At 67.1% G+C, this 18,001-nt stretch carries 19 protein-coding genes and 1 other RNA gene; 7 read left to right on the top strand and 13 right to left on the bottom strand.

Annotated features, from left to right (window positions below; translation table 11 throughout):
• The first annotated feature begins 16 nt into the window (after window positions 1–16).
• The 3 genes from moaA to moeA are packed head-to-tail and all read left to right on the top strand — an operon-like array spanning window position 17 to window position 3,128.
• Window positions 17–1,168, top strand: a complete 1,152-nt coding sequence (gene moaA / locus V9L21_RS09165) for a GTP 3',8-cyclase MoaA (protein ID WP_337311121.1) — start codon at window positions 17–19, stop codon at window positions 1,166–1,168.
• The gene (mobA, locus tag V9L21_RS09160) at window positions 1,165–1,815 is read left to right on the top strand and encodes a molybdenum cofactor guanylyltransferase MobA (RefSeq protein WP_337311119.1); all 651 of its coding nucleotides are present in this window, start codon (window positions 1,165–1,167) and stop codon (window positions 1,813–1,815) included. Before moaA ends, mobA begins: the two co-directional genes overlap by 4 nt.
• Window positions 1,812–3,128: a molybdopterin molybdotransferase MoeA gene (gene moeA / locus V9L21_RS09155; RefSeq protein WP_337311117.1), complete on the top strand. Its 1,317-nt coding sequence runs from the start codon at window positions 1,812–1,814 to the stop codon at window positions 3,126–3,128. Before mobA ends, moeA begins: the two co-directional genes overlap by 4 nt.
• Here the strand turns inward: moeA and rnhA are convergent.
• Window positions 3,125–3,574 (bottom strand): ribonuclease HI, encoded by a 450-nt coding sequence (rnhA, locus tag V9L21_RS09150; protein ID WP_126746501.1) that lies wholly within the window; start codon window positions 3,572–3,574, stop codon window positions 3,125–3,127. The two genes, moeA and rnhA, sit on opposite strands and share 4 nt — an antisense overlap.
• A 41-nt stretch (window positions 3,575–3,615) precedes the next feature.
• Window positions 3,616–4,386, bottom strand: coding sequence for a class I SAM-dependent methyltransferase (locus V9L21_RS09145; protein WP_337311115.1), 771 nt, complete (start codon window positions 4,384–4,386; stop codon window positions 3,616–3,618).
• On the opposite strand from V9L21_RS09145, the gene gloB reads away from it, so the two are divergent.
• Both gloB and V9L21_RS09135 read left to right on the top strand, forming a co-directional pair.
• Window positions 4,385–5,164: a hydroxyacylglutathione hydrolase gene (gene gloB, locus V9L21_RS09140; protein ID WP_337311113.1), complete on the top strand. Its 780-nt coding sequence runs from the start codon at window positions 4,385–4,387 to the stop codon at window positions 5,162–5,164. The genes V9L21_RS09145 and gloB overlap by 2 nt on opposite strands.
• Window positions 5,161–6,765 carry a transglycosylase SLT domain-containing protein gene (locus V9L21_RS09135; RefSeq protein ID WP_337311111.1) on the top strand — a complete coding sequence of 535 codons (1,605 nt, stop codon included), beginning with the start codon at window positions 5,161–5,163 and terminating at the stop codon, window positions 6,763–6,765. Before gloB ends, V9L21_RS09135 begins: the two co-directional genes overlap by 4 nt.
• 6 nt (window positions 6,766–6,771) lie before the next feature.
• On the opposite strand, the gene V9L21_RS09130 is transcribed toward V9L21_RS09135, so the two are convergent.
• From V9L21_RS09130 to dnaX, 7 genes are all read right to left on the bottom strand, one after another.
• A complete protein-coding gene (locus V9L21_RS09130) occupies window positions 6,772–7,605 on the bottom strand; it encodes an ABC transporter permease (RefSeq protein ID WP_443304536.1) in 834 nt (277 codons plus the stop codon).
• A complete protein-coding gene (locus tag V9L21_RS09125) occupies window positions 7,602–8,417 on the bottom strand; it encodes an ABC transporter ATP-binding protein (protein WP_337311107.1) in 816 nt (271 codons plus the stop codon). Before V9L21_RS09125 ends, V9L21_RS09130 begins: the two co-directional genes overlap by 4 nt.
• A gap of 54 nt (window positions 8,418–8,471) precedes the next feature.
• Window positions 8,472–9,506 carry an ABC transporter substrate-binding protein gene (locus V9L21_RS09120; RefSeq protein ID WP_337311105.1) on the bottom strand — a complete coding sequence of 345 codons (1,035 nt, stop codon included), beginning with the start codon at window positions 9,504–9,506 and terminating at the stop codon, window positions 8,472–8,474.
• Between the two features lie 147 nt (window positions 9,507–9,653).
• A complete protein-coding gene (locus V9L21_RS09115; protein ID WP_337311103.1) occupies window positions 9,654–10,046 on the bottom strand; it encodes an MAPEG family protein in 393 nt (130 codons plus the stop codon).
• Window positions 10,047–10,061: 15 nt separating this feature from the next.
• Window positions 10,062–10,652: a recombination mediator RecR gene (recR, locus tag V9L21_RS09110; protein ID WP_126746508.1), complete on the bottom strand. Its 591-nt coding sequence runs from the start codon at window positions 10,650–10,652 to the stop codon at window positions 10,062–10,064.
• Window positions 10,653–10,659: 7 nt separating this feature from the next.
• Window positions 10,660–10,992 carry a YbaB/EbfC family nucleoid-associated protein gene (locus V9L21_RS09105; protein WP_012747441.1) on the bottom strand — a complete coding sequence of 111 codons (333 nt, stop codon included), beginning with the start codon at window positions 10,990–10,992 and terminating at the stop codon, window positions 10,660–10,662.
• 52 nt (window positions 10,993–11,044) lie between these two features.
• Window positions 11,045–12,910, bottom strand: a complete 1,866-nt coding sequence (dnaX, locus tag V9L21_RS09100; protein ID WP_337311101.1) for a DNA polymerase III subunit gamma/tau — start codon at window positions 12,908–12,910, stop codon at window positions 11,045–11,047.
• 178 nt (window positions 12,911–13,088) lie between these two features.
• Between dnaX and ffs the strand changes: the two genes are divergently transcribed.
• Window positions 13,089–13,185, top strand: an RNA gene (ffs, locus tag V9L21_RS09095) — signal recognition particle sRNA small type.
• 77 nt (window positions 13,186–13,262) lie between these two features.
• On the opposite strand, the gene V9L21_RS09090 is transcribed toward ffs, so the two are convergent.
• The gene (locus V9L21_RS09090) at window positions 13,263–14,135 is read right to left on the bottom strand and encodes a class I SAM-dependent methyltransferase (RefSeq protein ID WP_337311099.1); all 873 of its coding nucleotides are present in this window, start codon (window positions 14,133–14,135) and stop codon (window positions 13,263–13,265) included.
• 109 nt (window positions 14,136–14,244) lie between these two features.
• Here V9L21_RS09090 and V9L21_RS09085 point away from each other — a divergent pair, with 109 nt between their 5' ends.
• Window positions 14,245–14,934, top strand: a complete 690-nt coding sequence (locus V9L21_RS09085; protein ID WP_337311097.1) for a helix-turn-helix domain-containing protein — start codon at window positions 14,245–14,247, stop codon at window positions 14,932–14,934.
• A gap of 55 nt (window positions 14,935–14,989) precedes the next feature.
• Here V9L21_RS09085 and V9L21_RS09080 read toward each other — a convergent pair whose 3' ends face one another.
• The 3 genes from V9L21_RS09080 to V9L21_RS09070 are packed head-to-tail and all read right to left on the bottom strand — an operon-like array spanning window position 14,990 to window position 17,991.
• Window positions 14,990–15,589, bottom strand: a complete 600-nt coding sequence (locus V9L21_RS09080; protein ID WP_337311095.1) for an SCO family protein — start codon at window positions 15,587–15,589, stop codon at window positions 14,990–14,992.
• Between the two features lie 14 nt (window positions 15,590–15,603).
• On the bottom strand, window positions 15,604–16,044 hold the full coding sequence (locus V9L21_RS09075) for a hypothetical protein (protein ID WP_337311093.1): 441 nt from the start codon (window positions 16,042–16,044) through the stop codon (window positions 15,604–15,606).
• A gap of 33 nt (window positions 16,045–16,077) precedes the next feature.
• Window positions 16,078–17,991 carry a galactose oxidase-like domain-containing protein gene (locus tag V9L21_RS09070; RefSeq protein WP_337311091.1) on the bottom strand — a complete coding sequence of 638 codons (1,914 nt, stop codon included), beginning with the start codon at window positions 17,989–17,991 and terminating at the stop codon, window positions 16,078–16,080.
• Window positions 17,992–18,001 lie beyond the last annotated feature (10 nt).

Here is an 18,001-nt window from a genome sequence, read left to right as displayed (position 1 = left end):
AATTGGCCGCTGCCCCATGAACAGCAAAAGCACCACCGTCATTCCGCTCTCCGAAATCGGCCGCGCACGCCCGGCGGTTTCGGTGCCGGAGGTTGCCGTGCCCGCCACCGGCCATCTGCTCGACCGCCTCGGCCGGCCGCTGACCGACCTGCGCATCAGCGTGACGGACCGCTGCAACTTTCGCTGCAGCTACTGCATGCCGAAAGACGTGTTCGACAAGGACTACCAATACCTGCCGCACAGCGCGCTGCTGAGCTTCGAGGAAATGACGCGGCTCGCGCGGCTTTTCGCGGCGCACGGCGTGCGCAAGATCCGCCTGACCGGCGGCGAGCCGCTGCTGCGCAAGAACATCGAGGGGCTGATCGAGCAGCTTTCCGAGCTTCGCACCCCGGCCGGCGAGCCACTGGCGCTCACGCTCACCACCAACGGCTCGCTGCTGCAGCGCAAGGCAGCGGCGCTGGCGGCCGCCGGCCTGCAGCGCGTGACGGTAAGCCTCGACAGCCTCGACGACGCGGTGTTCCGCCACATGAACGACGTCGATTTTCCGGTGGCCGATGTGCTGGCCGGCATAGAGGCGGCGCTGGCCGCCGGGCTCGGCCCGATCAAGGTCAACATGGTGGTCAAGCGCGGCACCAACGAGCAGGAAATCCTGCCGATGGCGCGCTACTTTCGCGACAACCACGGCGGCAAGGTCGTGCTGCGCTTCATCGAATACATGGACGTGGGCGCCACCAACGGCTGGCGCATGGACGAGGTGCTGCCTTCGGCGGAAGTCATCGCGCGCATCGGCGCCGAGTTTCCGCTGGTGCCCCTCGAGGCCAGCGCGCCCGGAGAGACCGCGCAGCGCTGGGCCTATGCCGACGGCGGCGGCGAGGTCGGCGTGATCAGCAGTGTGACCCAGGCCTTCTGCCACGACTGCAGCCGCGCGCGCCTGTCCACCGAGGGCAAGCTCTACCTCTGCCTTTTTGCGAGCGCGGGCCACGACTTGCGCCCGCTGCTGCGCGGCACCGCCACCGACGAGGAGATCGCCTCCGCCATCGGCCACATCTGGCAGGGCCGCGCCGACCGCTATTCCGAACTGCGCGCGCTTCGCGGCCCCGAAAGCGCCGAGCACGACACCAACGACAAGGCGCCGCGACGCGTCGAAATGAGCTACATCGGCGGATGACCCCAGAGACACAAGAACCCATTTCCCCCAGCGAGATCACCGGCCTGCTGCTGGCCGGCGGACGCGGCACACGCATGGGCGGCATCGACAAGGGCTTGCAGAACTTCAACGGCTCGCCGCTCGCGATGCACGCCGTTCTGCGGCTGGGCATGCAGGTCGGCGAGGTCATGATCAACGCCAACCGAAACCTGGCCGCCTACGAGTCCTTCGGCGTGCCGGTGTGGCCCGACAGCCTGGCCGATTACGCGGGTCCGCTCGCGGGCTTTTTGACGGGCCTCGAGCGCTGCGAAACGCCTTACCTGTTGACCGTGCCTTGCGACACGCCACTGTTCCCGCTCGACCTGGCAAGCCGAATGGCCGAGGCGCTGGTTGCCGACAACGCGGAAATCGCCATGGTCAGCGCCCCCGAAGCCGCCGCCGAACCCGGCGCGGCGCCGGTGCTCCGGCCGCAGCCGGTGTTCTGCCTGCTGCACACGGCGCTGCTCGAAAGCCTGGTGAACTTCACCCAGTCCGGCGGCCGCAAGATCGACGCATGGACCGCGCAGCACCGCACCGTGCTCGTGCCCTTCGACCGGCCCGGCGACGCGCCCGATGCTTTCTTCAACGCCAACACGCTGGCCGAGCTGCACGCGCTTGAAAACCGATGAGCCGCATCGCCGACATTGCCGCCGCCCTTGCGGGCTATGACCCCCAGGCGCTGAGCGTCGACGGAGTGCAGGCCTTCCTGGCCCAACTCGTCGCCCAGGCCGTGGTTTCCGAACGCGAAGAAGTCGGCGTGCGCGAGGCCCTGGGCCGCGTGCTGGCCGAAGACATCATCTCGCCAGTCAGCGTGCCTCCGCACGACAACTCCGCCATGGACGGCTTTGCCTTCGATGGCGCCATCCTGCGCGACGATGCGCCCATCGATGCATCGATCGAGCTGCGCGTTGTAGGAACCGCGCTGGCCGGCGCCGCGTGGCGCGGCCCCTTGGGTGCGGGCGATGCGGTCCGGATCATGACTGGAGCGGTCATGCCCGAAGGGCTCGACACCGTGATTCCGCAGGAGTTCTGCAAGGTCGACGGCGACCGCGTGAGCTTTCCTGCCAAGGTGCTCCGCCGCGGCGACAACCGCCGCTTCGCGGGCGAAGACCTGATGCAAGGCCAACCGGCGCTGCGGCGCGGCGAACGCCTGTCGCCCGCGGCCCTGGGCATGATCGCGAGCCTCGGCCTGCCTTCGGTTTCCGTGCTGCGGCGCCTGCGCGTGGCCTACTTTTCGACCGGCGACGAAATCCTGAGCCTTGGCGAACCGCCGCGCGAAGGCGCCGTGTACGACAGCAACCGCTACACGGTGTTCGGCCTGCTCACGCGGCTGGGCTGCGAAGTCATCGACCTGGGCCTGGTACGCGACGACCCCGCCACGCTCGCCGCCACGCTGCAGCGCGCCGCCAGCGAGGCGGACGCCATCATCACCAGCGGGGGCGTGAGCGTCGGTGCCGCCGACCACACGCGCGCTGTAATGCAGCAGCTTGGAGACATGGCCTTCTGGCGGGTTGCGATGCGCCCGGGTCGGCCGATGGCCGTCGGGCTGATCCCGCGCGACCAGGCCACTTCATCGCAGCCAAGTGCCGCCGTGCTGTTCGGGCTGCCCGGCAATCCGGTGGCCGTGATGGTCACTTTTCTTGCGTTCGTGCGGCCTGCGTTGCTGCGCATGATGGGCTGCCACGACATAGCAGCAGCGCCGCGGCCGCTGCTGCGTGCACGCAGCGTGGGTGCCATCCGCAAGAAGCCCGGTCGTACCGAATACCAGCGCGGCTTCGTCAGGGCCGTGGCCGGCGCCCTGCCCGAGGTTCGCATTGCGGGCAACCAGGGTTCGGGTGTGCTGAGTTCGATGGTGGAGGCCAACGGGCTGGTGGTGCTGCACCACGATCAGGCCAGCGTGGCCGCGGGCGATGAAGTCGACGTGATGATGCTCGACGACTAGATCCGGCCGAGGGCCTTGTCGACGCCCTTGTTCGCAAGCATGTCGGCGCGCTCGTTGCCGGGGTCGCCCGAGTGGCCCTTGACCCACCGCCATTCGATGACGTGGCCGCCCTCCGCCACCAGCTTGTCGAGCTTCTGCCAGAGTTCCACGTTCTTTACCGGCTGCTTGGTGGACGTGCGCCAGCCTTTGGCTTTCCAGCCGCGGATCCACTCGGTGATGCCCATGCGCACGTATTGGCTGTCAAGGTAAAGAATGACCTTGCAGGGCCGCTTGAGGGCGGCCAGGCCCTCGATCACGGCCGTGAGTTCCATGCGGTTGTTGGTGGTGTTGAGTTCACCGCCGAACAGTTCCTTTTCGGTGGCGCCAGACTTGAGCCACGCGCCCCAGCCACCGGGGCCCGGGTTGCCTTTGCACGCACCATCGGTGTAGATCACGACTTCGTTCAAAACTTTCTTTTCCTTCTTCTTTCAATCGATCATTGCTTCAATCAGTCGGCGTGGTCCGCCTTGTGCACCTTGCCCGCCAGGGGCACCGGCGCTGTCGCACGCGCTGCGGCGCGGCGCCATTCGGCCCCCAACAGGCGCATGCCACGCACCCGCTTGACGGCCACGAGGAAATACACCGCGCCAAAAATAGGCCACCAGCGCTCGCCGGCGGTGTCCATCCAGCGGCAGCGCTCGAGCCAGGCCTCGCTGCGCACCGCGGGCCGGTAAACGCCAAACCGCCCCGACTCCACCTCGAAGCTCAAGAGCCGCAGCCAGTCGCGAATGCGCCAGTAGCCGATGAACTCACCACCCTCGGGCAAGAACAGTTCGCCGAAGCCGAGCTTGCGATACAGGTGCGCGCGGCGCTGCCGCATGCCCCACAGACTGGCCGGGTTCAGCCCGCAGATCACCACGCGGCCTTCGGGCACCAGCACCCGCTCCACCTCGCGCAAGGTGGCGTGGGGGTCGGGGCTCAACTCCAGTGCGTGCGGCAGCACCACCAGGTCGAGACTATTGGCCGCGAACGGCAGCGCCGCAAAGTCGGTGAACAGCGCGGCCCTGCCGGGTTGCTGCAAGGGGTCGCTCAAGGCGAGCCAGCGGTGCGGCATGCGGTTGGCGCGCAGTCCCTCGATCTCGGCGGCGCCCAGCTGCAGCGCGTGATAGCCGAAGACATCCGCCACGGCTTCGTCGAACTGGGCCTGCTCCCACGCCAGGAGGTAGCGGCCGGGGGGGGTCGCGAACCAATCCTGCAAACCTATAATTTGACCGCTCATGACCCTTGTTCCGCTGCCCGCCTTCGCTGACAACTACATCTGGATGCTGCAGGACGGGTCCAACGCGATCGTGGTGGACCCGGGCGACGCTCAACCGGTATTCAACGCATTGACGCGCGACAAGCTGCAGCTCGCCGCGATTCTAGTCACGCACCACCACCCCGATCACACGGGCGGCGTGGCCGCGCTCCATGTGGCAACCGGCGCGCCGGTGTTCGGCCCCGCACGCGAGCGCATCCCCGAACCCTTCACGCCGCTTTCGCATGGCGACACCGCTGAGGTGCTCGGGCTGCGCTTCGAGGTCATCGACGTGCCGGGCCACACGGCCGGCCACATTGCCTACTTCTTGCCCGCACACCAAGGCCAGGCGCCGCTGCTGTTTTGCGGCGACACGCTGTTCTCCGGCGGCTGCGGCCGCCTGTTCGAAGGCACGCCGGCGCAAATGCTGGCTTCGCTCGATGCGCTTGCAGCGCTGCCCGGCGACTCCCGCGTATGTTGTGCGCACGAATACACACTTGCTAACCTGCGTTTCGCCCAAGCGGTGGAACCCGGCAATACCGATCTGACTCAGTACACCGCGCATTGCGAAAGCCTGCGCGCGCAGGGGCAGCCCACGCTGCCTTCGCAACTGGCCACCGAACGCCGAATCAACCCCTTTCTTCGCAGCCGCGAAGCCACTGTCCTTAGAGCGGTGCGCGAGCACGCCGAGCTTTCCGCCAATGCGGGCGAAGCCGATGTGTTTGCCGCACTGCGCCAATGGAAAAACGACTTCCGATGAAATTTATCGCTGCTGCCTGCCTTGCAGGTTCACTGTTGCTCGCGGGCTGCGCGGGAACCACCACGACCCCGTCTTCGTCCGGCACTTCCGCTCAATCCACCGCCACCACGGGCGGTACTGCTTCCAAGGTGGCCGGCAGCGCGGCCCCTGTCTATCCGGGCGGCCCTCTCACTCCCATCACCAGCAGCGAAGCGCATTCGCAAAGCGTCGTCACGCTCGCGCCGCCCGCAGACATGTGGGACCGCATCCGCCGTGGCTTCAAGATGCCCAACCTCGAGAGCGACCTCGTGCGCGACCGAGAGCAGTGGTATGCCAGCCGGCCCGACTACATCCAGCGCATGACCGAGCGCTCGAACAAGTACATGTTCCACATCGTCGAGGAACTCGAGCGGCGCAACATGCCCACCGAGCTCGCGCTGCTGCCTTATATCGAAAGCGCATTCAACCCGCAGGCCATTTCCAGCGCGCGCGCTGCGGGCATGTGGCAGTTCATGCCGGCTACCGGCACCGACTTCGACCTGAAACAGAACATCTTCCGCGACGACCGTCGCGACGTGGTGGCATCGACCCGCGCCGCGCTGGACTACCTGCAAAAGCTCTACCGTATGTTCGGCGACTGGCAGCTTGCGCTGGCCGCGTACAACTGGGGCGAAGGCAGCGTGAGCCGCGCCATTGCGAAGAACCAGCGCCTGGGCCTCCCCACCACCTACAGCGATCTTTCCATGCCGGCCGAAACGCGGCTCTACGTGCCCAAGCTGCAGGCCGTGAAGAACATCGTTGCGAACCCGCAGGCGTTCAACGCCGAACTGCCGCTGATCGCCAACCACCCGTACTTCCAGACCGTGACGCTCACGCGCGACCTCGACGTCGAGCTGGCGGCCAAGCTGGCCGACGTTCGGCTCGAAGACTTTCGCGCCCTGAACCCCGCCGCGCACAAGCCGGTGCTGCTTGCGGCCGGAACGCAGCAGATCCTGCTGCCCTGGGACAACGCGGCCGTGTTCCAGCGCAATTTCGACGCCTACTCGCAAGGCCAGTACGCCAGCTGGACGGCATGGGTGGTTCCCAACACCATGACGGTGGCCGATGCCGCGCAGCGCTCGGGCATGAGCGAAGCCGATCTGCGCGCGCTCAACAGCATTCCGCCCCGCATGCTCATCAAGGCCGGTTCCACGCTCATCGTGCCGCGCGGTGCCCGCGTCAAGGAAGACGTGACGGCCCTGGTCGCCGACAGCGGGCACCTGAGCTTCCAGCCCGAGATCGTCAACCGCCGCACCACCATCAAGGCCGGCCGCAATGACAGCGTGGCCAGCATCGCGCGCCGCTACAAGCTCGCGCCCGCCAACGTGGCCGAGTGGAACGACGTCAAGCCCAACCATGCATTCAAGCGCGGCTACAGCGTGGTCGTGTACCTGCCGGTTCGTGCCGCACCCGCGGCTCGCGTCGGATCGGGCGCAGGACCGGCTCGCGGCCGCGCAAGCACGAAGCGCGGCGGCAGCGCGGTAAAGGCGACTGCCGCACGCGGCAATGTGACAAAGTCCAGTGGCAAGCAGCAGGTCGTGCGCGAAAAGCGCGGCGGCACGCCGGCAAAGAAGAAGCGCTGAACCCGGCTAGAGCTTTTCAGTCTCGCCGCTGCGCGGCTGCCATTTCATCAGGCGCTTCTCGATGAGCCCGACCAGCCCATCGAGCAGCAGCGCAAAGGCGGTGAGCACCACGATGCCGGCAAACACGGTGTTGACGTCGAAGGTGCCTTCGGCCTGCAGTATCAAATAGCCCACGCCGCGCGCCGAGCCCAGGTACTCCCCCACCACCGCACCCACGAAGGCCAGGCCCACCGAGGTGTGCAGGCTCGAGAACACCCAGCTGGTGGCGCTGGGCAGATACACGGTGCGCAGCAGCTGCCGCTGATTGGCGCCCAGCATCTTCGCGTTGGCCAGCACCACGGGGCTGACCTCGCGCACGCCCTGGTACACGTTGAAGAACACGATGAAGAACACCAGGGTGACGGCCAGCGCCACCTTGCTCCAGATGCCCAGCCCGAACCACAGCGCGAAGATCGGCGCCAGGATCACGCGCGGCATCGAATTGGCGGCCTTGATGTAGGGATCGAGAATCAGGCTCGCCGTGGGCGCCAGCGCCAGCCAGAGCCCGCAGGCCAGGCCGAGCACCGTGCCGATGCCGAAGGCCAGCACCGTCTCGAGCAGCGTGGTGCCCAGGTGACGGTAGATGTCTGCGTTGCCCTTCAGCCCCTCTGGAAACAGCAGGTTCGGCGGCACTTCGAAAGGCAGAAACCAGCTCCAGACGCGGCCGGCCACCTGAATGGGCTCCCCCAGGAAGAACGCGATCTGCTGGTTGCGCGAGGCCACGTGCCAGGCCACCAGCAAGACCACGAGCAGCACCAGTTGCCAGAAGCGCGCGTTGCGTTCGTTCAGGCGCGGCATCATGCGGCCTTCCTCAGTTGCTGCGCGTAGCCCTTGAGCACTTCGTCGCGCAGCACTTCCCAGATCTGCGTGTGCAGTTCGACAAAGCGCGGCTGCGTGCGCACCTCGGCCACGTCGCGCGGGCGGGCAAGGTCAATGGCAAATTCGCCGATGGGGTGCGTGGCCGGCCCAGCCGACAGCACCACCACGCGGTCGCTCATTGCAATGGCCTCGTCGAGATCGTGCGTGATGAAGAGAACCGCTTTTTTCTTGGCGCTCCACAGTTCGAGCACTTCGTTTTCCATCAGCTGCCGGGTCTGGATGTCGAGCGCGCTGAAGGGCTCGTCCATGAGGATGATGTCGGGGTCCAGCACCAGTGTTTGCGCCAGTGCCACGCGCTTGCGCATGCCGCCCGAAAGCTGGTGCGGATAGCGGTCGCCGAAACCCGATAGGCCCACGCGCGAAAGCCACGCCTCGGCCTGTTCGCGTGCATCGGCCTCGGGCACGCCGCGATATTGCAGGCCCACCATCACGTTGGCGACGGCGCTGCGCCACGGCATCAGCGCCTCGGTCTGGAACATGTAGCCCGCGCGCGCGTTCACGCCCGCAAGCGTCTGGCCGAACACCTTCACCGTGCCCGACGAAGGCTCCAGCAGCCCCGCGCCCACGTTCAGCAACGTCGACTTGCCGCAGCCCGTCGGCCCCACCACCGACACGAACTCCCCTGCCCTGACGCGCAGCGTGGTGTCTGCCACCGCGGTGTAGCGCTGGCCCGGATCGTCCTTCGAGTGAAAGGTGCAACTGATGGAGAGAAGTTCGAGTGCGTAGTCGGACATGTCTGGCTGCAAGAAAAAACCCGGCCGAAGCCGGGTCGCGAGGACGTCCGGAGGTCAGGCTTTGAACCTGTCCTTCGCGCGCCGGGCAAAATCGTTGGTGTAGGTCTTGGCGAGGTCGATCTTGTCGGCCTTCACTGCTGTGTCGAAGCTCGATATGGCCGTGAGCGCCGTCTTCGGCCCTTCGCTCGGCACGAGGCCATCGGTGGCAATCGACTCGCGCACCTTGTCGAAAGACGCGAGGTACAACGCGCGGTCGCCGAGCAGATAGGTTTCGGGCACCGTCTTGATGATGTCGCCGGGCCCCGCCGTCTGCAGCCACTTTAGGCCGTGCACGATGGCGTTGGCCAGCGCCTGGCAGGTGTTGGGGTTCTTCTGGATGAAGTCCATCGGCGCGTAGAGGCAGGCCGCGGGCATCGGCCCGCCGAACACCTGCTGCGTGCCCTTGAGCGTGCGCGTGTCGCTGATGATCTTCACGTCGCCCTTCTGCTCGAGCATGGTCATCACCGGGTCGGTGTTGCTGATGGCGTCGATCTGGCCCGAGCGCAGCGCCGTGAGCGCGCCGGCCGCAACACCCACGCCGATGTAGCTCACGTCGCTCGCCTTCAGGCCGCCGCGCGAGAGCACGAGGTTGGCCACCATGTTGGTCGACGAGCCCGGCGCGGAGACGCCGATCTTCTTGCCCTTCAGGTCGGCAATGCCGGCGTAGCCCGCCATGTTCTTGGTCGACACGCCCACCGCGATTTGCGGCGCGCGGCCCTGCAGCACAAAGGCCTGGAAGAACTGGTTCTTGGCCTGCAGGTTGATGGTGTGTTCGTAGGCGCCGGAGCACACGTCGGCCGAGCCGCCCACCACGGCCTGCAGCGCGCGTGCGCCGCCGGCAAAGTCTGAAATCTCGACCTCGAGGCCTTCGGCCTTGAAGTAGCCGAGCTGCTCGGAGATGGTGAGAGGCAGGTAGTAGAAGGCCGCCTTGCCGCCGACCGCGATGGAAATCTTCGTCTTCTCGAGCTTGGCTTGCGCAAAGACCCGTGGCAGCGCAACTGCTGCGGCAGCGACTGCGGAGGCGGTGATGAGGGTTCTGCGATGGAGCATGGAGCGGTCCTGCGGGCTCTTTGATTCTGGTGAACTGAATCGAGCTTAGGGGTGCGCCCGCGTTGCCTGCATCGGGGTCATCCCGTGCGGGTTTTCACGTAAACATGAAGACCTCTACGAGGCCTCTTGCAAATGGCCTGCGTGCGCCTATCGCGCGATGAAAAGAATCGCGATGTTGACCAGGAATCCGAGCGCCCACACTGCACTGCGCACGCTGCCGATGCCCTTGATGTACACCGCGATGTAGATCACGCGCAAGACGACGTATGCGGCCGCAAGCATGTCGAGCCTTGCCTGTGCGGCGCCGAGCTGATGCGCAATGATCACCGCGCCGATGAAGAACGGCAGCCCTTCAAAGCTGTTGGCCTGCGCGCTGTTTGCGCGTGCACGCCAGCCGCTCTGCTTTGCGGCCCAATCGCGCGGCTGGATGTTGTCGCGCGGCCCGAAGCTGCCGACCTTGGCGATCCATGCCGCCAGGTACGGCAGGCCGCAGGCAATGAACACGCACCAATAGGCAATCGTCAGCAGTGAAAGAGTCATGTGGGTTGTCTGTGCCTACCTGCGGTCTACCAGCGCATGCGCGATGGTGCCGAGGTCGACGTATTCGAGTTCGCTACCCGCCGGCACGCCGCGCGCAAGCCGTGTCACGTTGAGGCCGCGCTGCTTGAGCGCTTCGCCTATCACATGCGCGGTGGCTTCGCCCTCTGCCGTGAAGTTGGTGGCAAGGATGACCTCGCTCACCGTGCCGTCGAGCGCGCGGTCGAAGAGCTTCTGCAGGCCGATGTCCTTGGGCCCGATGCCGTCGAGCGGACTGAGCTTGCCCATCAGCACGAAGTAGTAGCCGCGGAATGCACCCGTGCGCTCTAGCGCCGCCTGGTCGGCGGGGGTTTCGACCACGCAGAGCTTGCTCGCGTCGCGGCGCGGGTCCAGGCACACATTGCAGACCGGCGCCTCGGTAAAGGTGTTGCAGCGCTCGCAATGCCGCACGTTGCCGGCCGCCTGCTGCAGGGCGCGCGCGAGCAGCTGCGCGCCCTCGCGGTCGTGCTGCAGCAAATGAAAAGCCATGCGCGAGGCCGACTTCACGCCGACACCGGGCAGGCGGCGCAACGCATCGACCAATGCGTCGAGCGAACTGGCGTCCGCCATCAACAGCTCAGAACGGCAGCTTCATGCCGGGCGGCAGGCCCGGCATGCCAGCCGTGAGCTTGCCCATCTTCTGCTCGCTGGTTTCCTCGGCCTTGCGCACTGCCGCATTGAAAGCGGCGGCCACCAGGTCTTCGAGCATGTCCTTGTCGTCGGCCAGGAGGCTCGGGTCGATGGTGATGCGCTTCACGTCGTGCTTGCAGGTCATCACGACCTTGACCAGGCCTGCACCCGATTCGCCTTCGACCTCGATGGTGGCCAGCTCTTCCTGGGCCTTCTTGAGGTTGTCCTGCATTGCCTGCGCCTGCTTCATGAGGCCGGCCAGTTGTCCTTTGTTGAACATCGTTGGTCCTGATTGATTGGTTGGAAAAATGGGGAAGGATAAGAGACGATGCTCAGGCGGGCTTGAGCGTTCCAGGCACGATCTTCGCATCGAATTCGCGCATCAGCATCTGCACCTCGGGGTCGTTGCGAATCGCCTCTTCGGCTACACGCTGGCGTTCGTCGGCCGCGTGCTTGTTGCGGCGCGCGGGGCTGTCGACCACGCCGCCGATTTCAATGGCCAGCTTCACGCTGTGGCCCAGGGCCGCGAGCGCGTCGGCGAGCTTCTCGCGTGCCGAAGGCTGGTTGAGCAGCTCCCGCTCCACCCGCAGTATCCACTGGTCGACGTCGCGCGCCACCAGTTGCGACTGCAGCGCAAGCTCGCGCGCCAGGGCATTGATGCTCTCGGCCGCAATCATCTGCGTGACCGTGGCATGCCAGAAATCGCCGTCTTCGCTGGGGGGAATGGGCGGGGCGGGAGCACGCTGTGCGTCGGGCCGCGGCACGTCCCGCTGGCCTGGAGGCGGCTGCACGCGAATCGGCATCGCAAGCACCTTGGAGCGGTCTTCGCCGGGCAGCGCCTCCGCCAGAGGTTGCGGCCTCGGCGGCCCACCCTGCCGCATCGGTTCACTGACTACCGCAAGGCGCTGGCCCGCCGGTGCCGCATTGGCTTGCGAGGGTACCGGTGCGGCGGCCGGAGCGGGTGCTTCGGCTACCGGTGCAACCCGAGCCGCAGGTGCCGCCGCGGGCGCCAAAACCGCCCTTGGGGCGTCATTCAGAGTTTTTTTTTCCGCGGAGCCCGAAGAGGCCGATGCGGAGGTTGCGGCGCCCGAAGGCTTGAAGGCCAGCAGCCGCAGCAGCACCATCGTGAGCGCCGCGTACTCGTCGGGCGCCAGGCCCAGCTCGCCGCGGCCGTGCAGGCACAGGCTGTAGAGCAACTGGGTTTCGTCGGCCGGCATCAACGACGCCAGGCGCGCCGTGTCGGCCGCATCCGGGTCGGTGGCTGAATCGGCCGACTCCGCGCGCGAAGGCACCGCCTGCAGCACGGCCATGGCCTGCAGCACGGCCGTCATTTCTTCCAGCGTGGAGGCAGCCGACATGCCGTCGCGCCGCAGCGCCTCGGAGGTGTCGACCACCGTCTTGCCATCGCCCTGCGCCAATGCCTCGATCAGCTTGAACACATGGCCGCGGTCCACGCTGCCGAGCATCTGGCGCACGCCGGCTTCGAGAAGTTCGCCGTTGCCGAAGGCAATTGCCTGGTCGGTGAGCGACAACGCGTCGCGCATCGAGCCACGCGCCGCGCGTGCCAGTAGCCGCAGCGCTTGCGGTTCAGCCGGCACTTGCTCGGTCTGCAGCACGCCCGTCAGGTGTTCGAGCACGGTTTCAGGCGCCATCGGCCGCAGGTTGAACTGCAGGCAGCGCGACAGCACCGTGACCGGCACCTTCTGCGGATCGGTCGTCGCCAGCACGAACTTGAGGTATTCCGGCGGCTCCTCGAGCGTCTTCAGCATCGCGTTGAACGCGGTGTTGGTGAGCATGTGCACTTCGTCGATCATGAAGACCTTGAAGCGCCCCTGCACCGGCTTGTAAACCGCCTGCTCGAGCAACGACTGCACCTCGTCCACCCCGCGGTTCGATGCCGCGTCCAGCTCGGTGTAATCAACGAAACGGCCCGAGTCGATGTCCTTGCAGGCCTGGCACACCCCGCAAGGCGTGGCCGTGATGCCGCCCTGCCCGTCCGGGCCCTGGCAGTTGAGCGACTTGGCCAGAATGCGCGAAACCGTGGTCTTGCCCACGCCCCGCGTGCCGGTAAAAAGGTAGGCGTGATGCAGGCGCTGCGTGGTCAACGCATTCTCGAGCGCCTGCACCACGTGCCCCTGGCCGACCATCTCACCAAAGGTTTTCGGACGGAACTTGCGAGCGAGCACGAGATAAGACATTGGGGGCATTCTAAAAGGCGCAGCCCCCGTTCCCAGAGCTCCCCCGCAATCAAAAAAGCCCTGCCTTCTCGCGGGATACCGCGGAACCGGCTTTGCCGGGCCGCTGGTATCGCCCCCAGCAGGGGGGTGGGCGAAGCGACACGAAGTGCGCGCAGCCTGGGGGGTTACAATAAGTGCTGACGGGCCTCCCTGCATGGTGAAGTGGCCAACCGGGTCAGGTGGGGAACCAAGCAGCCCTAACTGCGTAGTCAGTGCCAGGGGTAAGGCTCGTCAACCTAACATCAAAAAACCGCGAGTTCTCAAGACAAGAACTCGCGCGTTGAAAGCGGGGCTCTAGGCCCCTCTCCCACCCTCACGTGCTTCCCGCGCCAACGAGCATCTCGCACGGCCCGACGAAGCCTTCGCTACCCTCGAACTGGCGCAGCGCCTCTTCAATGGCATTCCAGGTGCTCGCACGCTCGGCCTCGTCGAGCCCGACCATCATCTGGTGCAGCGCTCCGAAGGATTCGCGTTCGAAGCGCACGCATTCGGCCGCGCTCGCCAACCGCACCGGCGACGGCACCCGAAGCACCTCGATGTCGCGCAAGCCGGCCTTGGCAAACGCGGCCTCGAGCGCACCCTCGGCGCCGAGCGAAAACGGTCCGGGTTGCCCCGGCAGCGGCGCGGGAAGCCGCGCGCGTTCGCGGATGATCTTCACGGGGATCGAGAAGAACCCGTTGCGCTCGGGGGTCGAGTAGACGACCGCCGACACCCGCCCGCCCGGACGCAAGGCGCGCCGCATGCCGGCGAGCGCGCGCTGCTGGTCGGGGAAGTAGATCAGGCCCACGCGGCTGATTGCCGCGTCGAAGCTGCCGGCGGGCAGCGCGTCGAGCGCCTCGCCGTCGAGTTCAAGGGTCTCGAGGTTCGACAGTCCCGCGGCCTTGGCATCCGCCGCGGCGCGCTCGAGCAAGGCCGGCGCGATGTCAGTTGCAAGCACATGGCCGCTGGCACCCGCGCGTCGCGCAGCACCGATCGACTGCTCTCCCGCACCGGCCGCAATGTCGAGCACCCGGCTGCCGGGCCCGATGCGGGCCAGATCGAACATCGTTTCCGTTGCATCGCCCAGCCAGCGGCCGAGAAACGGTCCCCAGCGATGCCAGGCCTCGGCGGCGGCCTGCCACTGAGCGCGGGTGGTGGTCTTGAAGGCGGCGGCGTTGAATGCCGGTGGGGCTGTGACGGTGGTCATGATGGGTTTCCATCGAGTGAGGGAGCCTCAAGAATGGCAGCGCGGCCCAAGCTTCGCCAGTCCAGAATTTGTACTGGCCTCGGCTCGCCTCAAGGACTAAATTGGCACCATGATCGACTACGGCCAGTTTTGCACCGTGGCGCGCGGCGCCGAGGTGCTGTGCGAGCGCTGGACGCCGCTGGTCGTGCGCGAGCTGCTGTGCGGCAGCACGCGCTTCAACGACATCCGCCGCGGCGTGCCGCGCATGTCGGGCTCGCTATTGGCACAGCGCCTGCGCAAGCTCGAGGAAGTAGGCGTCATCACGCGAGTCCAGGGCGACGGCAGCACGGCCGAATACCACCTGACCGCAGCGGGCGAGGAGCTGCGCCCGATCGTGATGGCGTTGGGCCATTGGGGTGCGCGCTGGATCGGCAGCCGGCTCAAGCGCGACCAGCTGGATGCCGGCTTCCTGATGTGGGACGTCCGCCGCTTCGTGCGGATCGACGAGTGCCCGCGCGCTCGCTGCATCGTGATCCACTTCCGCTTCACCGACGCGGCCGAGGGCGAGCGGCGCTGGTGGCTGGTCGTCGATCACGGCAGCGCCGACCTCTGCCGAGACAACCCCGGCGACGAACCGACGCTGATTGTCGAATCGACCGTGCGGACGCTGACCGAGATCTGGACCGGCGACCTCGATGCCGAGGCTGCGTTGCGCGAGCGGCGCCTTCGCGTCATCGGCAGCGAATCCGATACGCGCGACCTGTGGCGCTGGCTGGGCCGCAGCGCTTTTGCCGACACCCGGACTGCAGCGCGGCTCTGAGGCGTTCCCCGCCGCAGCCGCGCGAAACCGTCAGAGACCCAGGCGCTGCATCCAACTAAGCAATCTGCCGTAATCCGGCCATGACCTCTTCGGTCGGCGGCAACTCGCTGGTTCGCCAGACCAGCCGGGCCTGACGATCGAACAGAAAAACCTGGCCGGTATGGCGGTCGCCCGCTGCCGCGCCTCCCGTGAACAGCGAGAGCATCGACTCAAGTGCCTCGGGGGCTGGCGCCGCCGCGCTCCACGTTGGCCGTGCGCCGAAGCGTCGCAACCAGGCGCTCAGTGCAACAGGGTCGTCGGACAGCGGGTCGATGCTCAGCGACAGCAGGCGCACCGCCGTGTAGCGCTCGGGCAGCAATGCCGCCTGCAGCGTCGAGAACAAGGCACCCTGGATCGGGCAGACCGTGCTGCATCCGGTAAACATCAATTGAACGGCGGTTGGGGCGCCTCGCAACTGCGCCGCGAGCATCGGTTTGGCGCCGTCGTGGCGCCGCAGCGACAGGGCCGGAGCCGACACCGCCGGCAGCACCGGGCCGATGCTGGTGTTTGCGCGGGCCGCAGGCACACCCAGCCACGCCAGTGCACCGGCGGCAAGCAGACGCCGGCGCCCGCAGGATGCAACCCGCGAGGGTATGAAGAGGTCCTGCGCGTTCATTGGGTTCCTCGCGTTCATCGAGCAAGGGCTTGCGTCAGGTAGTCCCACAACGCCGCGCACTGGCCTTCGTCGGCATCGAAGCGCGGCATGGCTCGGGGCAGCGCGACATGGGCTGGGTCGATGCCGGTGCGCAGCGTGCGGCAGAAGGATGCGCGCTCGTACGCGACGGGCGGTCCGCCGCGGCGCGGGAGGACTTCGCGCAATTGGCGCCGGTCGAGCGGCGGCGCAAAACCGTAGACAGCGGCAGTGGACTTGCCGGGTCCCGCGTGGCACTGGATGCAGCGCGTCGCTGCGCCCGGCAGCGGCACGCTGTGGCCGGACAGCGTGCCGGCGAGTGGCTCGGTGCCATCGAACAGTCGCGCGCCACGCGCCACCGACGAAGGCACCGCGGCTTCAGTCTTTTCCGACGGGCCAACGGCCAGTGCGGTTCCGAGCGCCAGCGCCAGCATCATCATCGAAAGCCTCGGCTTCGCGACGCGCGCCGGCCGCTACTGGATGTTGATGGTGCGCGCCACGCTCGGCACCCCGCTGCTGTCGAGTGCGAACAGCATGTAGTTGCCCGGCAGCACCGTACCGCGATCGGTCGGAATGCCCAACTGGTAGTTGCCTGCCGTGCCCGTGAATGACAGCGGGATGCGGCGCTGATCGGTGTTGACCGAGTGAGTGGCCGATGCCATGCGCACCAGCGAAAAATGGGCCGCCGCGCGGTCGGTGGCCACGGCGATCTGGCTCCCCCATGTGGCGCTGGCCGGCGCGGCAGTGATGGCCGGGCGGGACGCCGGCGAACCGTCCGCCGCCAGCAGGTACGGTGGCGTGTAGATCTCCGCGTCCGGGTGGTCGCCCGCACAGTCGCACAGCCCGCCGCCGCCTGTCAGCACGCGTGCGTCCGGCAGCAGCAGGGCCACGCTGTGATAGTTGCGCGGTTTCTGCATCGGCGGCACCGTGATGAAGCTCTCCAGCACCGGGCTCCACAGCTCGGCCGCCAGCACACTGTAGGAGTCGGAAAACGGAACGGGCTGCGTCTGTCCGCCTATCACGAACACCTCGCCGTTAGGCAGCACCACGCTGTTGACAAAGGTTCGGCCATAGGCCATTGGCGAAAGCTTGCGCACCGTGGGCGCTGCCGGCGCGCCCGCGCTGATGTCGATGATGTAGGCGGTCTTGAAGGCGTTGCCGCTGTCATGGTTGGGCGCGCCGCCGAGCTTGAGGATCTTGCCGATGTCGTACATCACGGCGCTGGCAGTCATGGCATAGGGGTCGTCGCTGCGTAGCCCGGCCTGCAGGATGGCGCCGCTGCCGCGCGTGTCGATCCAGTGCATTGCGGCAGCAGGCCCGGCGTGGAATACCCATCCGTTGGCGGCGCCGAACAGCCACATGTGGTTGTCGCCCCGGTAGACCCCGGCCGCGTCCGGTCCGGCCAGCGGCGGGTTCGAGACATTGCTCGCATCGGGCATGTGGGCCGGTACGCCGGACAGCGTGCGCCAGGTCTTGGTGGCGGCCGACCACACCTCGCCGTACTTGCCGCCCTGCCCGCCGTTCCACGATCCACCGACTGTGAACACGGAGCCGTCGGACATCGTCGTGCTCGACTGGTAGGCACGTGCGATGCCGAGCTGCGCACCGGTCACCCAGCCGCCCAGCGCCGGGTCGTAGATCGAGGTCTTCGTCGCATCGCTGCCGCCGCTGACCAGCACGCTGCCATCGGCCAGCATGCTCAGGCCAGGGCAGAACATCTGGTGGCCGGTGGCCGTGACCACCAGCGGGCTGGCGCTTCGCGTGACGGGGTCGAACACCGAGGTGTAGGTGTACGCCTCGTTGCTGCTCGTGCTGAAGCTGGTGGGCGAGCGGGCTGCCCACAGCAGCAGCTTGCCGTCGGGGAGGTTGGCGGCCGATGCGGGCACGAGTGGCAGCGCGATCAGATCGGACCAGGGCTTCACCGCGGCGGTCGATTGCGCCGCGGTGTATCCGGCTGCCGTGAACAGGTACTCGTTGGCCGGCAGCCACTTCCCCTTGAATCGGGAGCGCAGCCGGACCACGAGCCCCGCGCCGTCTATGGGAAGGTTTGTCACCGTCAGCGTTGTCGCACTTGTCGATGTGTCCACCACCGGTGTCGCCGAAGAGGCCGACAGGATCGTCAAGCCGTACTGGTTGGCACCCGTGTTGCTCCAGACGAAGGTCGCGCTGCGGCTGGCGAACTTGGTGCCGGGGGACGGACTGGTGAGGGACGCCGGCTGTCCGTCTGGTGGCGCCGGCCTGTTTGCCGATGCGGACGTGCCCGCCAGCGTCGAATTTGCGCCCTGCGCGCGGGCGCCGCCTCCGGTGTCACCGCCGGACCAAACCAGGAACACCAGGGATGCATAGGCAAGCCCGCGCGCGGCGCGCGGCGATGGAACGCTGGTCATCGCTGCTCCT

Origin of the sequence: Variovorax sp. CCNWLW235 (assembly GCF_037204085.1) — a bacterium.
GTDB lineage: Bacteria > Pseudomonadota > Gammaproteobacteria > Burkholderiales > Burkholderiaceae_C > Variovorax.
This window is presented reverse-complemented; position numbering and strand designations above follow the sequence as displayed.

What these genes read in the sequence shown, in the direction of transcription:
- moaA (WP_337311121.1), top strand. Translation starts at nt 17, where the DNA reads ATGAACAGCAAAAGCACCACCGTCATTCCGCTCTCCGAAATCGGCCGC.
- mobA (WP_337311119.1), top strand. Translation starts at nt 1,165, where the DNA reads ATGACCCCAGAGACACAAGAACCCATTTCCCCCAGCGAGATCACCGGC.
- moeA (WP_337311117.1), top strand. Translation starts at nt 1,812, where the DNA reads ATGAGCCGCATCGCCGACATTGCCGCCGCCCTTGCGGGCTATGACCCC.
- gloB (WP_337311113.1), top strand. Translation starts at nt 4,385, where the DNA reads ATGACCCTTGTTCCGCTGCCCGCCTTCGCTGACAACTACATCTGGATG.
- V9L21_RS09145 (WP_337311115.1), bottom strand. Translation starts at nt 4,386, where the DNA reads ATGAGCGGTCAAATTATAGGTTTGCAGGATTGGTTCGCGACCCCCCCC.
- V9L21_RS09135 (WP_337311111.1), top strand. Translation starts at nt 5,161, where the DNA reads ATGAAATTTATCGCTGCTGCCTGCCTTGCAGGTTCACTGTTGCTCGCG.
- V9L21_RS09130 (WP_443304536.1), bottom strand. Translation starts at nt 7,605, where the DNA reads ATGATGCCGCGCCTGAACGAACGCAACGCGCGCTTCTGGCAACTGGTG.
- V9L21_RS09125 (WP_337311107.1), bottom strand. Translation starts at nt 8,417, where the DNA reads ATGTCCGACTACGCACTCGAACTTCTCTCCATCAGTTGCACCTTTCAC.
- V9L21_RS09120 (WP_337311105.1), bottom strand. Translation starts at nt 9,506, where the DNA reads ATGCTCCATCGCAGAACCCTCATCACCGCCTCCGCAGTCGCTGCCGCA.
- V9L21_RS09115 (WP_337311103.1), bottom strand. Translation starts at nt 10,046, where the DNA reads ATGACTCTTTCACTGCTGACGATTGCCTATTGGTGCGTGTTCATTGCC.
- recR (WP_126746508.1), bottom strand. Translation starts at nt 10,652, where the DNA reads ATGGCGGACGCCAGTTCGCTCGACGCATTGGTCGATGCGTTGCGCCGC.
- V9L21_RS09105 (WP_012747441.1), bottom strand. Translation starts at nt 10,992, where the DNA reads ATGTTCAACAAAGGACAACTGGCCGGCCTCATGAAGCAGGCGCAGGCA.
- dnaX (WP_337311101.1), bottom strand. Translation starts at nt 12,910, where the DNA reads ATGTCTTATCTCGTGCTCGCTCGCAAGTTCCGTCCGAAAACCTTTGGT.
- V9L21_RS09090 (WP_337311099.1), bottom strand. Translation starts at nt 14,135, where the DNA reads ATGACCACCGTCACAGCCCCACCGGCATTCAACGCCGCCGCCTTCAAG.
- V9L21_RS09085 (WP_337311097.1), top strand. Translation starts at nt 14,245, where the DNA reads ATGATCGACTACGGCCAGTTTTGCACCGTGGCGCGCGGCGCCGAGGTG.
- V9L21_RS09080 (WP_337311095.1), bottom strand. Translation starts at nt 15,589, where the DNA reads ATGAACGCGCAGGACCTCTTCATACCCTCGCGGGTTGCATCCTGCGGG.
- V9L21_RS09075 (WP_337311093.1), bottom strand. Translation starts at nt 16,044, where the DNA reads ATGATGATGCTGGCGCTGGCGCTCGGAACCGCACTGGCCGTTGGCCCG.
- V9L21_RS09070 (WP_337311091.1), bottom strand. Translation starts at nt 17,991, where the DNA reads ATGACCAGCGTTCCATCGCCGCGCGCCGCGCGCGGGCTTGCCTATGCA.